The sequence below is a fragment of the Streptomyces sp. NPDC002232 genome (assembly GCF_042890295.1).
In the GTDB taxonomy this organism is placed as follows: domain Bacteria; phylum Actinomycetota; class Actinomycetes; order Streptomycetales; family Streptomycetaceae; genus Streptomyces.
In genome coordinates this window covers 37,708-51,476 of sequence record NZ_JBIARV010000009.1, presented here as the reverse complement: position 1 = coordinate 51,476, position 13,769 = coordinate 37,708, and the positions used below count along the sequence as shown (strand labels likewise).

The 13,769-nt window shown below is 72.9% G+C and carries 13 protein-coding genes; 3 read left to right on the top strand and 10 right to left on the bottom strand.

Annotated features, from left to right (window positions below; all coding sequences use genetic code 11):
- Positions 1-7: 7 nt before the first annotated feature.
- From ACFYXU_RS35925 to ACFYXU_RS35880, 10 genes are all read right to left on the bottom strand, one after another.
- The gene (locus tag ACFYXU_RS35925; RefSeq protein ID WP_361404876.1) at positions 8-193 is read right to left on the bottom strand and encodes a hypothetical protein; all 186 of its coding nucleotides are present in this window, start codon (positions 191-193) and stop codon (positions 8-10) included.
- A 121-nt stretch (positions 194-314) separates the two neighbouring features.
- Positions 315-650 carry a hypothetical protein gene (locus ACFYXU_RS35920; RefSeq protein ID WP_389461824.1) on the bottom strand — a complete coding sequence of 112 codons (336 nt, stop codon included), beginning with the start codon at positions 648-650 and terminating at the stop codon, positions 315-317.
- 79 nt (positions 651-729) lie between these two features.
- Entirely contained in the window at positions 730-2,556 is a 1,827-nt protein-coding gene (locus tag ACFYXU_RS35915) for an NAD(P)H-dependent oxidoreductase (RefSeq protein WP_389461822.1), read from the bottom strand.
- 1 nt (position 2,557) lies between these two features.
- Positions 2,558-3,967, bottom strand: coding sequence for a dihydroorotase family protein (locus ACFYXU_RS35910; protein WP_389461820.1), 1,410 nt, complete (start codon positions 3,965-3,967; stop codon positions 2,558-2,560).
- Positions 3,955-5,055, bottom strand: a complete 1,101-nt coding sequence (locus tag ACFYXU_RS35905; protein ID WP_389462058.1) for an acyl-CoA dehydrogenase family protein — start codon at positions 5,053-5,055, stop codon at positions 3,955-3,957. Before ACFYXU_RS35905 ends, ACFYXU_RS35910 begins: the two co-directional genes overlap by 13 nt.
- Complete coding sequence (locus tag ACFYXU_RS35900) at positions 5,052-6,113, bottom strand: PrpF domain-containing protein (RefSeq protein ID WP_389461818.1); 1,062 nt, start codon at positions 6,111-6,113, stop codon at positions 5,052-5,054. Before ACFYXU_RS35900 ends, ACFYXU_RS35905 begins: the two co-directional genes overlap by 4 nt.
- The gene (gene asnB, locus ACFYXU_RS35895; protein WP_389461816.1) at positions 6,110-7,951 is read right to left on the bottom strand and encodes an asparagine synthase (glutamine-hydrolyzing); all 1,842 of its coding nucleotides are present in this window, start codon (positions 7,949-7,951) and stop codon (positions 6,110-6,112) included. The genes ACFYXU_RS35900 and asnB overlap by 4 nt, the downstream gene beginning before the upstream one ends.
- A gap of 31 nt (positions 7,952-7,982) precedes the next feature.
- Positions 7,983-8,939 (bottom strand): PLP-dependent cysteine synthase family protein, encoded by a 957-nt coding sequence (locus tag ACFYXU_RS35890; protein ID WP_389461814.1) that lies wholly within the window; start codon positions 8,937-8,939, stop codon positions 7,983-7,985.
- A 25-nt stretch (positions 8,940-8,964) separates the two neighbouring features.
- A complete protein-coding gene (locus ACFYXU_RS35885) occupies positions 8,965-9,765 on the bottom strand; it encodes an HpcH/HpaI aldolase/citrate lyase family protein (RefSeq protein ID WP_389461812.1) in 801 nt (266 codons plus the stop codon).
- Positions 9,762-10,622, bottom strand: a complete 861-nt coding sequence (locus ACFYXU_RS35880) for a TauD/TfdA dioxygenase family protein (RefSeq protein ID WP_389461810.1) — start codon at positions 10,620-10,622, stop codon at positions 9,762-9,764. The genes ACFYXU_RS35885 and ACFYXU_RS35880 overlap by 4 nt, the downstream gene beginning before the upstream one ends.
- Before the next feature lie 364 nt (positions 10,623-10,986).
- On the opposite strand from ACFYXU_RS35880, the gene ACFYXU_RS35875 reads away from it, so the two are divergent.
- The 3 genes from ACFYXU_RS35875 to metK all read left to right on the top strand — a co-directional run bounded on the left by ACFYXU_RS35875 (position 10,987) and on the right by metK (position 13,752).
- Positions 10,987-11,193: a 4-oxalocrotonate tautomerase family protein gene (locus ACFYXU_RS35875; protein ID WP_361404904.1), complete on the top strand. Its 207-nt coding sequence runs from the start codon at positions 10,987-10,989 to the stop codon at positions 11,191-11,193.
- Positions 11,190-12,449 (top strand): MFS transporter, encoded by a 1,260-nt coding sequence (locus ACFYXU_RS35870; RefSeq protein ID WP_361404907.1) that lies wholly within the window; start codon positions 11,190-11,192, stop codon positions 12,447-12,449. Before ACFYXU_RS35875 ends, ACFYXU_RS35870 begins: the two co-directional genes overlap by 4 nt.
- Before the next feature lie 91 nt (positions 12,450-12,540).
- A complete protein-coding gene (metK, locus tag ACFYXU_RS35865) occupies positions 12,541-13,752 on the top strand; it encodes a methionine adenosyltransferase (RefSeq protein ID WP_389461807.1) in 1,212 nt (403 codons plus the stop codon).
- The last annotated feature ends 17 nt before the right edge of the window (positions 13,753-13,769 follow it).

Genomic DNA, 13,769 nt, shown 5'->3' with positions numbered 1-13,769 from the left:
GGGAGGGTCAGATGACCTTGCCCATGACGAAGCCCTCGATCTCGGCGGCGACGCCGGCGTAGAGCTCCTCGTGCGAGTCCTTGATCCCGTCGAGCCAGGCCTCGAACGCGGTCGCGTCGTCGGTGCTCGGAGCGGCGACGCCGGTCTCCTGGACGATGAGCTCCTGGATCTCGGTGCTGAGCGCGGTAGCCACGTAGGCACTCCCTTTTTTCGTCGGGCGGGCGACGGCCCGCGCGGAGAAGACGGAGGCCGTCCGGCCTCTGCTCTGGGAAGATGCTTTCAGCGCGGCGGACTGGGCCGCATCTTCTGAACTGCTATGACGCCGCCGAGCGCACCGGATGAGGGGCGACCGCGACGGCCCCCGCGAGGAGCCCCTCCACCGTCGGCGGCTCGAAGTTCACCGCGCTGGACCAGCCTCCGGTGGACAGCCGGAACCAGACCGAGCTCGTGATGACCCCGTCCCGGTGCTGGTCCTCGACGACCTCGTCGCCGGGCGACCAGCCCTCGGCCTCGTAGCCGACGGAGGCGTCCGGGAACACCAGATCGATGACGGGGCTGTCCAGCGACGGACCGGACCGGATGTTGGCGTCACGCCACACGGGGCCCAGAGCGACGGGCAGGACGTGGTACTCGGGAGTCGACGCGGACATGGGCTCTCTCCGTTCTCCGACGTGCTCCTCGCACGCTCGGTGGTGGGTTTTCTCGGGGATGAGGGACGGCGGACGGGCCTCAGGCCACGGCACCCAGGACGGCGGGCCGGGCCGGACGGGCGGCGCGCGCCCCGCCCAGCCAGACCACCTGGGACACCATCTCGACGAGCCGGGCCGCGTCGGGAGCGAGCCCCGTGCCGTCCGCCGCGGGCTCCTCCGGAGCGGTCGCGACGGCCACGCCCACCGGTGTGGGCCAGCCGCGCAGCGCGTGGCCGACCGTGCGCAGCGTGGTCAGGGTCGACACCGCGCCCTGGGCGCCCGCGCCCACGGCCACCGTGCCGATCGCCCGCCCCTCCAGGTACGGCACCGGCCCTCCGATGTCGTTGACGTAGTCGAGGGCGTTCTTCAGCAGCCCCGACACGGTCGCGTGGTACGTCGGCGACACGAGGATCACGCCGTCGGAGGCGCGCAGCTCGCCCAGGAAGCCGGCCACGGCCGCGTGCGTCTCGGCCAGACCCGGCCGATACGCCGGGAAGTCGATCTCGGATCCGGTGAACACCCTTACGGAAGCGCCCTGTTCGGCGCTCCGTTCGGCGCACCACGCCGCGACGCGGTCGCAGGTGGATCCCGGGCGCAGCGATCCGCTGATCACGACGATGCGTGGTGCCCCCACGGAAGTGTCCCCTCTGTCGGTTCTGACGATGGCCGGCGGGGCGGTGACACCTTCCGGGCGCCGGGGGCCCGGCCGCCAGGCCAGGACGTCGGCGATCTCCGCGTCCTTGCGTCCGGCGGACTTGAAGTGCGCGTTGCGACGCTCCTCCCCGTCCCGGTCGGCGCCCTGGTCGAGGGAGCCTTGACGGCGTGAGGCGAGGACCACGGACCCGGCGCGGTCCACCCGCTCGCGGGCGTACGCGGCCAGCGCCTCGGACACCGGGGCGTCCGAAGCGAGCGCCTCGGCGAGGACGGCGGCGTCCTCCAGTGCCATGTTGGCGCCCTGACCGAGGGCCGGGACCATCGGATGGGCGGCGTCACCCAGCAGCGCCACCCGGCCGTCCACCCAGCGAGGGGCGGGGTCGCGGTCGTGGATGTCGGTGACGACGACCTCCTCGGGGTTCGCGTCCCGCACCAGGGCGACGACCGGCTCGAACCAGCCCTCCAAGGCGTCGAGCAGCGCCTGCCGGGCACCGGCCGGGCCCAGGGCGGGCCACGTCCCCGCCGGTGCGGTGACCTTGGCGGTCCAGTACAGGGTGTCCTCGCCCACGGGGGCGACGAACAGCTGGATGCCCCTGCCGTTGACGACGCACCCGCGCTGCCCGAGAGCGGAGCCGGTGGTACGGCCGCGGACCGAGGTGTAGCCGCGGTACGTGGGAGGCCCGTCGCCCAGCATCCGTGACCGGATCGCCGAATGGATGCCGTCGGCGCCGACCAGCGCGTCGCAGTCGATCTCGTCACCGTCGGACAGCCGTGCGGTGACGTGGCCGGGGTGCGTGACGTAGTCCGTCACCGCCGTCGCCAGCCGGACGGAGGCCCCGGCGGCGGACGCCTCGTCGAGCAGCATCCGGTGCAGCCGGGACCGCAGCACAGGGATCTGCGCCACGTCCGGACCGCCGCCGACCGCGCCGATCGGCTCCTCCGTGAGCACGGTCCCGTCCGCGCTCATCAACAACCGCACCTCGTCGGGCCGGGTCAGATGCCCGACCTCCCGCAGCCGGGCACTGATCCGCGGACTCAGTGCCTCCGCGGCCCGCACCCCGTTCGGGTAGATCACGAGCCCCGAGCCGCCGCCCCCGATGCGCCCCGCCCGCTCGACGACCGTCACGTCGAGGCCGCGCGAGGCCATCCCCGCAGCCGCCGCGAGGCCCCCGATCCCGCCGCCCGCCACCACCACAGACCGCTTTCTGGCCATGTCATCCCTCCCGGGCGGCGAGCGCCGCGGTCCGTGTGCTGCCCGCGGCCGTCAGGAGACGGCCGTCGTACGCGCCGAAGGTGCCCGAGGCGGCGTCCCACACCGTGCGGCCCGCACGCAGGGTGCGCTCGACCCGGCCGGAGAACGTCCAGCCCTCGTAGGCCGACCAGCCGCATTTGCTCTCCACGTCGTGCGCCGACAGCATCCAGGGCGTGTCGGGCGCGAAGACGACCAGATCGGCGTCGGCGCCCGCCTCGATCCGACCCTTGCCCGGAAGCCGGAACAGCTCGGCCGGCGCCTGCGCCAGATGCCGCACCAGACGGACCACGGCAGTGTCCGGGTTCTCCGAGGGCCACCTGCGGCGCATCCCCGTCCACACGGCGACGGCCAGCTCCTGCACGCCGGGCAGCCCCGGCGGCGAGGCGGCGACCGAGCGCGTCTTCTCGGCGACGGTGTGCGGTGCGTGGTCACTGCCCAGCGTGGTCAGCTGACCCTCCGCCAAGGCCCGCCACAGACGGTCCTGGTCGGCCTGTCCCCGGATCGACGGCGACAGCCGCGTCCGGGCGCCCAGACGGCAGGTGTCGCTGTCCGTGAACGACAGATGGTGGCCGGTGACCTCGAAGGTGACCGGGTACCCGGCGGCCCGAGCCGCGCACACCAGATCGGCCTCCTCGGCGCTCGACAGGTGCAGGATGTGCGCCCGCGTGCCGTACCGCCTCACCAGCTCGATCACCTTGGCGACCGCGACGATGCCACCGGTACGGGGACGCCGTTCCTCGTACTCCCGGTAATGGCCCGGCTCGCCCCACCAGGCGTCGAGCAGCGCGAAGAGTCCGTCGTCCTCGGCGTGCAGCACGAGCTGCACCCCTCCTTCGGCGGCCGCGGCGAACGCCTTCTCCAGCGCCGCCGGATCGCGGACCACGGTGGGGGCCGTGTGATGGCCCGCCATGAACACCTTGGCGCTCGTCGCCACCGCCGGATCGAGGTCCGCGAGGAGTTCGGGACGCGCCGGGTCGAGACCGATGTGGAACCGTAGGTCCACCAGCGAACGCCCCTCCACCAAGCGGGCCTTGTCGAGCACCGCCTCCGGATCCAGCGTCGGCGGGACCGTGTTCGGCATGTCGAGGACGGTCGTGACACCGCCGCGGACCGCGGCCCGGGTGGCGTGCTCCCAGTCCTCCTTGTACGTCAGGCCGGGCGTGCGGAAGTGCACGTGCGAGTCGATGAGCCCCGGCAGCACGTAGTGGTCCCGGGCGTCGACGCGCTCCGCCGAGGCCGGCGCCGTGTCGCTGTCGGACACCGCGACGATCCGCCCGTCGGCGACGAGCACATGGCCCGGGCGCACCCCGTGCGGCGTCACCAGTCTGCGGCCGCTGACCACGAGGTCGGGCACGGGGGTCAGCCGGTCCACGACGCCGCCACCAGATCCCGGCACAGGTCGTTCGTCGGTCCCATGAACGCGATGCCGCGCGCGTCGGCGAGCAGTCGTCCGATCACGGCGCCCTCCCGGTACCCGGCCGAACCGAGCGTCCGCGCCACGTCGAGGCAGATCTCCTCGGCGGCCACGCTCGCGTGGAGCTTGCTGTGCAGCGTGGTCAGCCCCGGAGCGGCCGACGCCCGCGCACCGGCCGCGGCCACGACGGCCCGTGCCGTCTCGACGCGGGTCGCCAGGTCCACCAGCCGGTGCCGCACCCCGGGCAGGTCCAGCAGACCGTGCCCCTTAGCGTGACGGACGGCCAGGTCGAACGCGGCCTGGGCGATGCCGACGGACACCGCGCCGAGGCTGGCACCCGACTCCCGGACCCCCGCGATGATCGACGCGGCCGCCCCGGCCGGACCGAGCCGGTCCTCGTCCGTGACGACACAACCGTCCAGGGCGATCAGCCCGGTCGCCGAGCCGCGCATTCCGGCGAGGTCCAGACCGAGATCCGGTACGAGCCTGGGGTTGTCGGCCTCGACCAGGAAGAACGTCTGCCCGTCCGCCCCGTAGCCCGTCCCGGTGTCGACCGGGCGCGCCGTCTGCACCAGGACCAGATACAGGTCGGCGACCCCGGCCCCGGTCGTGAACGTCTTCGATCCGTCCAGCCGCCAACGGCCGTCCGCGAGGCGCTCGCCGCCGCTGGCCAGGTTCCGCTTGGCCGCCCCCGCTCCCGTCTCGCTCCACGCGGACGCCGCGAGCCACGTGCCGTCGGCCAGCCGAGGAAGCCACCGCTCCCGCTGCTCCTCGGTCCCCCACTCGGCGATCCGGGCGCTCACGGCGAAGTGCTGGAACACGATGATGGCCACCGACGGGTTGACCTCGGCGACCTCCTCGACGACACGGTTGACCGCCGCGGCGTCCCCGCCGGAGCCGCCGTGGCGGACCGGAACGGCCGTACCGAGCACGCCGCTCTCCCGCAGCGCCGCCAGCACCTCGCGGTCCGGCTCGCCGACGTCATCGGTCTTGCCGGCGGATTCGGACAGCCGGGCACGCAGCCCAGCCGTCAGCAGCGGCCTCATGCCGCCCCCGACAGAGCCAGACATTGGGCGACCTCCTCGAATTGCAGATGGCTCAGGGGCGCCAGGACGAACGACCCCTGGAAGGTGACGTGCTTGCGCGCGACGGTCGCCCACAGCAGGGCGCCCCCGTCTCCGGCGCTCCCGGGGAGCGTGGTGACCGCGGTGACGGCCGTCCGTCCGCCGGGAGTGGCGATGTCGACCGGACCGGTGCCGGCCCCGTTCTCCCGGGCGATGCTCCAGGGCACGGTGCCGGGGATCCGCACCGCCGTGCCGAGGCAGACGACACCCGTCAGGGCGATCGACGGATGCCAGCGCGGCACCGTCACGGCGCGGGCCGCGATCCCGCCGTCCTCGGACGGCAGCAAGGCGGCGATCTTGGGGAAGGCGCCGCCGCGGGGCCATCCGAGCCGGTCGGCGGCAGCGCCCCGGATGGACTCCAGCCGACCGAGCAGCTCGTCGCCCGCGGCGAACAGGGCGGTCTGGTCCGGCACTCCGAGGGCCCGGGCGTCCACGAACGCGTACGCGTTGGCGCTGTTGACGAGTGAGACGTCCACCCGCCCGCCGTCCGCTTCCAGAGCGGTTCGGGGCCGGCCGGCGGGCAGCAGATCCCCGAAGGGCACCGGGGAGGCCTGGACGAAGGTGACGGTGAAACCGGCCCCGTCCCGCTCGACCCGATCGACCTCGCACACCACGCTGTCCCCGTTGTTGAGGACCTGCACCCGGATCCGCGCCCCCGGCACCAGCCGGGGCAGCATCCCCGAACGCGAGGCGGCGACCACCGCCGACAGGATCGAGTGACCGCACGAACCGCGCAGGTCGAACCGGTCCGGAGCACCCGGAAGGGCCTGCACGAAGCGGTAGTCGAGGTCGAACATCGGATGCGCGGACGGCTCCACCAGCGCGATCTTCAGCACATGGGCCCCGCCCGCGTCGACCAGGTACCGGCGGGCCTCGGCGAGGTGCGCGAGCAGATCGCCCTCGTCCCGCGGGAGCCGCGCGGCGTCCAGCACGAACGTCGGGCAGGGGCTGCCCGACGCGTACGCGAGGTGACCGATCACGCCGCCACCACCAGGGGTCTCGCCACGCCCGCCGGGACCCCCGCCACATCGAGGCGCCGCACCGGATGCCGGAACTGCTCCTCCCACACCTCGTGCACGAGCAGCGCCCACAGGGCCAGCGACGCGGTGTCGTCGGGCCGCGCGGCCTGTGCGTCGAACAGGGCGTCGACCGCGCCTCCGTTCAGCCGCCCGGCGGCCGAGACCCGGCCCGCCGCCAGCAGGTCCCGGGCGTACTCCCACAGCGAGGTGCCGGGCCGCAGCATCGCCGTCACCGGCAGGGTGAACGGCTGCTTGGGACGGGACAGCACCCGATCCGGCAGCAGCCCGGCCGCCGCCGCGTACAGGGTCCGCTTGACCTGACCGCCCTGGATCCGCTGGTGGTCGGCGAGCCCCCGCCCCAGGGCCACGACCGACCGCTGGCAGAACGGCACCCGGGCCTCCACCGACGAGGCCATGCTCAGATGGTCGACGCGGCGGAGGTGGTAGGCCGGCAGGCGCTGCTCCAGCTCGAAGCGGGTGACGCGGTCCAGGACCGTGCCGGGGCCGTGGAGCAGGTCGTCCCGGGCCGCCGCGGGCAGCGCCGGATCCGTCGCGACATGGGCCCGGTACTCCTCCGTGTACAGGTCGTCCCGCAGGGTGGCGGGCGCCGCCGCCAGGGCGTCCAGATAGCCCTGCGACCAGTCCTCGCCCGCGGCGGCGCGCTCGGCGGCGACCCGCATCCGCTCGTAGCCGCCGAAGACCTCGTCCGCGGCGTCACCGGTGAGGGCCACCGTGAAGCCGGCGTCGCGGACCGCCCGGAACAGGGCGAGCGTGCTCAGGGCGATCGGGTCGGCGTTCGGCTGCCCCAGGTGCCACACCGTGTCCTCGAGGAGCCCGGGGAAACCGGCCGGGTCGATCTCCACCTGATGGTGCGTGGCCCCGGCGCGCTCCGCGACCTCGCGGGCGAAGTGCCGCTCGTCGAACGGCCAGGCGCCCCGGTAGGCGATGTTGAACGTGTGCACCGGCCCCCGTTCGGCCGCGAGCGCCGTCACCAGACTGGAGTCCAGGCCGCCGGAGGTGATCAGGGCCACCGGAACGTCCGCGACGAGCAGCCGGCCCACCTCGGAGCGCAGCGTGTTCCGCACCCGCCGGGCCGCGGTGAAACCGTCGCCGGCGGGTGCGCCGGGCAGATCCGCCGCACGCCGCCGCACCCGCGGCGTGCCGCCCAGCTCGCACACCCACGTCGTGCCCGGCTCCAGCACCTCCACGTCCTCGTACATGGTCTTCGTGCCGAACGGCGTACGCGTCGACAGGTACGCGTCCAGGGCGGACTCCCGCACCCGGGCGCCGGTCCCGCCGAAGCCGAGCAGCGCCGGCAGCTCGGAGGAGAAGCGCAGGGACCGCTCCGCCGCGTCCCACCGGTGGTACAGCGGCTTCATCCCGATGTGGTCGGTGGCGAGCAGCAGCCGGGGCACCTCGCCGCGCGTGTCGACGAGCGCCAGCGCGTACATGCCGTCGAGGTGCTCGGTGAACTCCTCGCCGTACTCCAGGTAGAGCGCGGGCAGCACCGAGCCGTCGCAGCGGTCGGGAAGCGAGTGCCCCCGCGCCTCGAGACGGCGCCGCAGTTCCTCGTGGTTGTAGATCTCCCCGTTGAACACCACCTGCACCGGCCCGCCCCGGCCGTACGGCTGCTCGCCGCCGTCCAGGTCGACGACGGCGAGCCGGTTGTTGCCCAGGCCCCAGCCGGGCGCCAGGGACATGCCCGTGGCGTCCGGGCCCCCGTGTCGCTGAAGGGCGGCGACGGTCCGCATCTCGTGCGGCGTCGCCACCGCGTTGAAGTAGCCGAAGATCCGGCACATGGCTGCCTGTCTTTCGTGAGGGGGCGACGGATCAGCGTGCCGTCGAGAGATAGCGCTCCCCGCTGTCGGGGAAGACGGTGACGACCGTGGCGCCCGCCCAGCGCGGGTCGGCTGCCACGGTGCGGCTCGCCCAGGCGGCGGCCCCCGAGGAGACGCCGACGGAGAGGCCGGTGGCCCGGGTGATCTCCCGGGTGGTGGTGGCCGCGGCCTCGTCGGGGACCGCGACCACCTGGTCCACCAGGGAGAGGTCGGTGATGTCCGAGACGTAGCCGGCGCCGATGCCGGGGATGCCGTGCGGGCCGGGCTCGCCCCCGGACATCACGGCGCTGCGGGCGGGCTCGACGGCCACCACGTGCAGGCCGGTGCGCTCCCTGAGGTAGCGGGCCGTTCCCGTCAGCGTGCCGCCGGTGCCGACCCCGCACACCAGGACGTCGACACGGCCTTCCGTGGCCGCCCAGATCTCCGGGCCCGTGGTCTCGTAGTGGGCCCGCGCGTTGGCGGGGTTGCGGTCCTGGTGCGGCACCCACGAACCGGGCAGGGTGCGCTGGAGGTCCTCCGCGTACGCCCACGCCGCCATGAGACCGTCCTGAGCCGGTACGAGGTGCACCTCGGCACCCAGCTCACGGAGGATCAGGCGCCGTTCCTCGGTGGCGTTGTCGGGCATCACGATGATGCACCGGTGGCCCCGTCGGGCGCACAGCGCGGCCAGTGAGATCCCGGTGCTGCCGGAGGAGCACTCGATGACCGTGCCCCCGGTGGGCGGGAGCAGCCCCGCCTCCTCCGCGGCCCGCACCATGAACAGCGCGGCCCGGTCCTTCACGCTGGAGAGCGGATTGGCCATCTCCACCTTGGCGAGCAGCCGCACCGAGTCCGGCAGCCCCGGCAGCGGGACCTCCAGCAGCGGCGTGCGCCCGACCAGGTCGTCCAGCGACCGGGCCGGCGGCGCCACGATGGCGCCCGCGGGCCGGGTGCCCAGGTCTGTCGTCATGGTTCCCCTCCTCGTCGGGTGCTGCTCAGGCCTGGCCGGTGCCCCGGGCCGCCGACAGATGCGCGGCGGCTACCTGCTGCAGGTGAGTGATGTCGCTGGAGACGGTGGCGAAGGTGAACCCCTCGGCGAGCCGCTTGGCGGCGCTCTCCCCGTCCAGGACGTGGATGCCGCAGGCGATGCCGTTCCGGCGGGCGGCCTCCGTGATCCGGACCAGCGCGGCCTCCAGCGCGTCGGCGGCTGCCGGGTCGCCGAACCAGCGGGCGCCGAGCGCGGCCGACAGGTCGGCCGGCCCCACGTACACCGCGTCGAGGCCCTCCGTCGCGCAGATGGCCTCCAGGTCGTCCAGCGCGGCCGCCGTCTCGATCATCACGACGCACGCCACCCGCTCGTCGATCTCGGCGGGTACCGAACCCACGCGGATCTCGGCCCGGACGGGCCCGCCGAGGCTGCGCGTCCCCGCCGGGTGGTGCCGACAGGCCCGCACCATGGCCCGTGCCTGCTCGGCGCTCTCGACCATCGGGACGACGACGCCGCGCGCCCCCGTGTCGAGCGCGATTCCGATCGCGACGGGGTCCGGCGACGGCACCCGGATGACGCCGGCGGAGCGGCCGCGGGCGTCCACCGCCAGCATCGCCGCCTGCCAGCCGGGCTGGTGCAGCACGCCGTGCTGCCCGTCCACGCCGATGTAGTCGTAGCCGAGACCGGCTATCCGCTCGGTGCCGGCGGGGTTGTCCAGGGCGATCCAGTAGCCGATCAGTCGCTCACGGCCGCGCAGTCGCGCGGCGAACGTGTCCGGGCCGGGCGACGGGGCGTTCTCCGTGCTCATTCGCCCGTCCTCAGCGCGTAGCTCCGCTTGCCGTCGAGGCCGACGGGCACGTCGCCGGTGATCGACACCCGGTGCAGCACCCGCTGGTGGTTCCCGTAGTCGTTGACGGCGTAGTGCTGGGTGTTTCGGTTGTCGAAGATGAGGACGTCACCGGGGCGCCAGGTCCAGCGTGCGGTGTTCTCCGGCCGCCGCACGTACGACTGGAGCACGTCGATGATCGGCCGGGACTCGCGCGGCTCCAGACCCACGAGCCACTGGGCGAAGCCGCCGAGGAACAGGCTCGGCTCGCCGGACTCCGGGTGCACCCGCACCACCGGGTGGGCCGCCTCGAACCGGCGGGACAGGAACGCCTCGCGGACCTTGTCCCCGCGCTCGGTCCCGAGCCGCGGCTGCTCCGCGTGGTTGGTGTGCACGGCCCAGAGCCGGTCGGCGATCTCGCGGAGCTCGGCGGGCAGGTCCTTGTAGCCGGCGGCCGCGTTCGCGACCATCGTGTCCCCGCCGTACGGGGGCAGCACCATGCTGCGCAGGGTCGTGCCCAGTGACGGGGTGGTCGTGAAGCTGATGTCGGTGTGCCAGTGGTCGGCCCGCTGGTCCTCACCGTCGACCGGGATGACCTGCGGAGTGCCGTCGACCGTCCGCATCATCGGGTGCGTCTGCGTGAGCGGCCCGAACCGCGAGGCGAAGGCGAGCTGGTCCGCGTCGCTGATGTCCTGGTCCCGGAAGAACAGGACCTTGTGCTCCAGGAACGCCGAGCGGATCTGGCCGAAGACGGATTCCGACAACTCGGTGGAGAGGTCGACGCCCGTCACCTCCGCGCCGATCTTTCCGCCGATCCTGCGTATGTCGAAGAGGGACACCGGCATTCCTTCCGAACCTGTCAGGAGACCTGTGCTCCCGTGATGGGCGGGCCGCGCGGGCGTCGGGCGCGATACGCCGTCCCGGCACGGGAGAAGAACCCGGCGGTCGGACGGGACCGGCCGGGCAGGACGGCGCCGATCACATCACGGGCGGGAAAACGACGGCAACAGCACACGGAATTGCGGGACGACTTCACCAACTCGCTCCCGTCACGTGAGAAAAGACATCAGGAGGGCACGGGCCGACTTGTTCAAGTCGTCTTTTTCCCACGGCCTCCGCTTGCCCGGCCGCAGGCCTTCCGGTGATTCTCGAACCGCCGCCTTCGCGCCCTTGAACCGTCATCTGCAGAAAAGGACCGCCGACATGCCGGTGATCACCGTCAACTGGTGGCAGGGCAATGACCGAGAAGCCCGGAGAGAGCTGGTGGCGGGCATCACCGATGTCGTCACACGGGTCTCCGGCTGCCCCGACGACGCCGTGACCGTCATCGTTCGCGACGTGGCCCCGGACCACTGGGCCAGGGGCGGCCACCTCGCCGACGAGACCCACGTCCCGCGGGGCCTGCGATGACCCTCGGTTCCCTGCACCCGAACATCCGGCTGCGGATCGCCGTCGGCTTCGTCCAGCGGCTGCTGTCCGTCATGCTGATGCCGCTCCTCGTCATCCACCTGGCGCACCTGTACGGCCCCGCCGTAGCCGGCGTCCTGACCGTCTGCGTCGCGGCGGCCGGGATCGCCTCCAACTTCCTCGGCGGACACTTCGCCGACGTCTACGGCCGCCGCCCCGTCATGGTGGCCGGCGAGCTGGGCGCCACCCTCACCTTCGGCCTGCTCGCCCTGGCGAACTCGCCCTGGTGGACGTCCGGCGCCGCCACGTTCGTGCTCTTCCTGCTCAACACGTGCTGCTCACAGCTGGCCACCCCGGCCGCCGACGCGATGATGGTCGACGTCTCCACCCCGGAGAACCGACCGCTCGTCTACACGATCAACTACTGGTCGATCAACCTCGCCTTCACCGCGGGCGCGCTGATCGGCGGCTTCCTCTACGACGGCCACTTCCTCCTGCTGCTGACCGGCGCGGCCGCCCTGTGCCTGCTCACCACGGCAGTGATGTGGCGCTGGATCAGCGAGACCGCGCCGAATGGCAGGCCGGCGGCGACCGGACCCGCCGCGATGCTGCGCGGCTACCTCGCCGTCGCCCGGGACCGGGTCTTCCTGCGTCAGCTGGTCGCCGCCGCCCTGATCGCGGCCGTCGAGATGCAGATCGGCTACTACATCGCCGTCCGCCTCGCCCGCGAGTTCCCGGAGCAGACACTCCTGGCGATGGGAGACTGGACCGTCGACGTCGACGGCGTTGCGATCCTGGGAGTCCTGCGGGCCGTCAACGCGGCCCTGGTCGTCGCCCTCATCCTCGTCGCCAAGACGCTGCTGGCGCGCGTCTCCGAGCGCACGAGGCTGTTCGGCGGCATCACGGTCTTCACCCTCGGCTACATGGTCTGGGCCGTGAGCGACGTGGGCTGGATCCTCATCGCCGCGGCGGTCCTGCTCACCTTCGGCGAGATCGCGAGCGTCCCGGTGCGGCAGGCGCTCCTGGCCGACCTGATCGACGCCGAGGCCCGCACCAAGTACATGGCGGCGTACGCGCTCAACGCCCGGATCGGCCTTCTCGTCGCCGCCCTGTGCGTCACCCTGGGCGCGTTCGTGCCCTCCCTCGCCATGGGGCTGCTGTACGGGACGGCCGGGCTCGCCGCGATCCTGCTCTACCGGTCTCTCCTCGGCGAACGCGCCGTCCGCGAGGCCGAGAAGGTCACCGTCCCGGTGGCCTGAGATGGCCAAGCAGCGCAGGATCCGCGGGAGCTTCGGTGACTCGGCCAAGTCCGCTTGCCGGGCGGGAGCCGCCGCGGATCTGATGCGCCCCATGACGAAACGGCTGTTCACCTCGGAGTCGGTGACCGAGGGCCATCCCGACAAGATCGCCGACCAGATCAGCGACACGATCCTCGACGCGCTGCTGGACAAGGACCCGACGGCCCGCGTGGCGGTGGAGACACTGATCACGACGGGTCTCGTGCACGTCGCGGGCGAGGTCACCACATCCGCGTACGTGCCGATCGCCCAGCTGGTCCGGGAGAAGATCCTGGAGATCGGTTACGACTCCTCGATGAAGGGCTTCGACGGCGCCTCCTGCGGCGTGTCGGTGTCCATCGGATCCCAGTCCCCGGACATCGCCCAGGGTGTGGACACCGCGTACGAGTCCCGGGTCGAGGGCGATGAGGACGAGCTCGACAAGCAGGGCGCCGGCGACCAGGGCCTGATGTTCGGCTACGCGTCGGACGAGACGCCCGAGCTGATGCCGCTGCCGATCCACCTCGCGCACCGCCTCTCCCGCCGCCTCACCGAGGTCCGCAAGAACGGGACCATCCCGTACCTGCGCCCCGACGGCAAGACCCAGGTCACCATCGAGTACGACGGCGACAAGGCCGTCCGGCTCGACACGGTCGTCGTCTCCTCGCAGCACGCCTCGGACATCGACCTGGAGTCGCTGCTCGCGCCCGACATCCGCGAGTTCGTCGTCGAGCACGTGCTGAAGCAGCTCGTCGAGGACGGCATCAAGCTCGACACCGACGGCTACCGCCTGCTCGTGAACCCGACCGGGCGCTTCGAGATCGGCGGCCCGATGGGCGACGCCGGCCTCACCGGCCGCAAGATCATCATCGATACCTACGGCGGCATGGCCCGTCACGGCGGCGGCGCCTTCTCCGGCAAGGACCCGTCCAAGGTCGACCGCTCGGCCGCCTACGCCATGCGCTGGGTCGCCAAGAACGTCGTCGCCGCCGGCCTCGCCGCGCGCTGCGAGGTCCAGGTCGCCTACGCGATCGGCAAGGCCGAGCCCGTCGGCCTCTTCGTCGAGACCTTCGGCACCGAGGAGATCCCCCTGCACCTCATCGAGCACGCCATCGGCGAGGTCTTTGACCTTCGCCCGGCCGCGATCATCCGCGACCTCGCCCTGCTCCGCCCGATCTACTCCCAGACCGCCGCCTACGGCCACTTCGGCCGCGAGCTGCCGGACTTCACCTGGGAGCGCACCGACCGCGCCGCCGCCCTGCGCGCCGCGGCCGGCCTCGACTAGCCCCGTCCACACCTCCG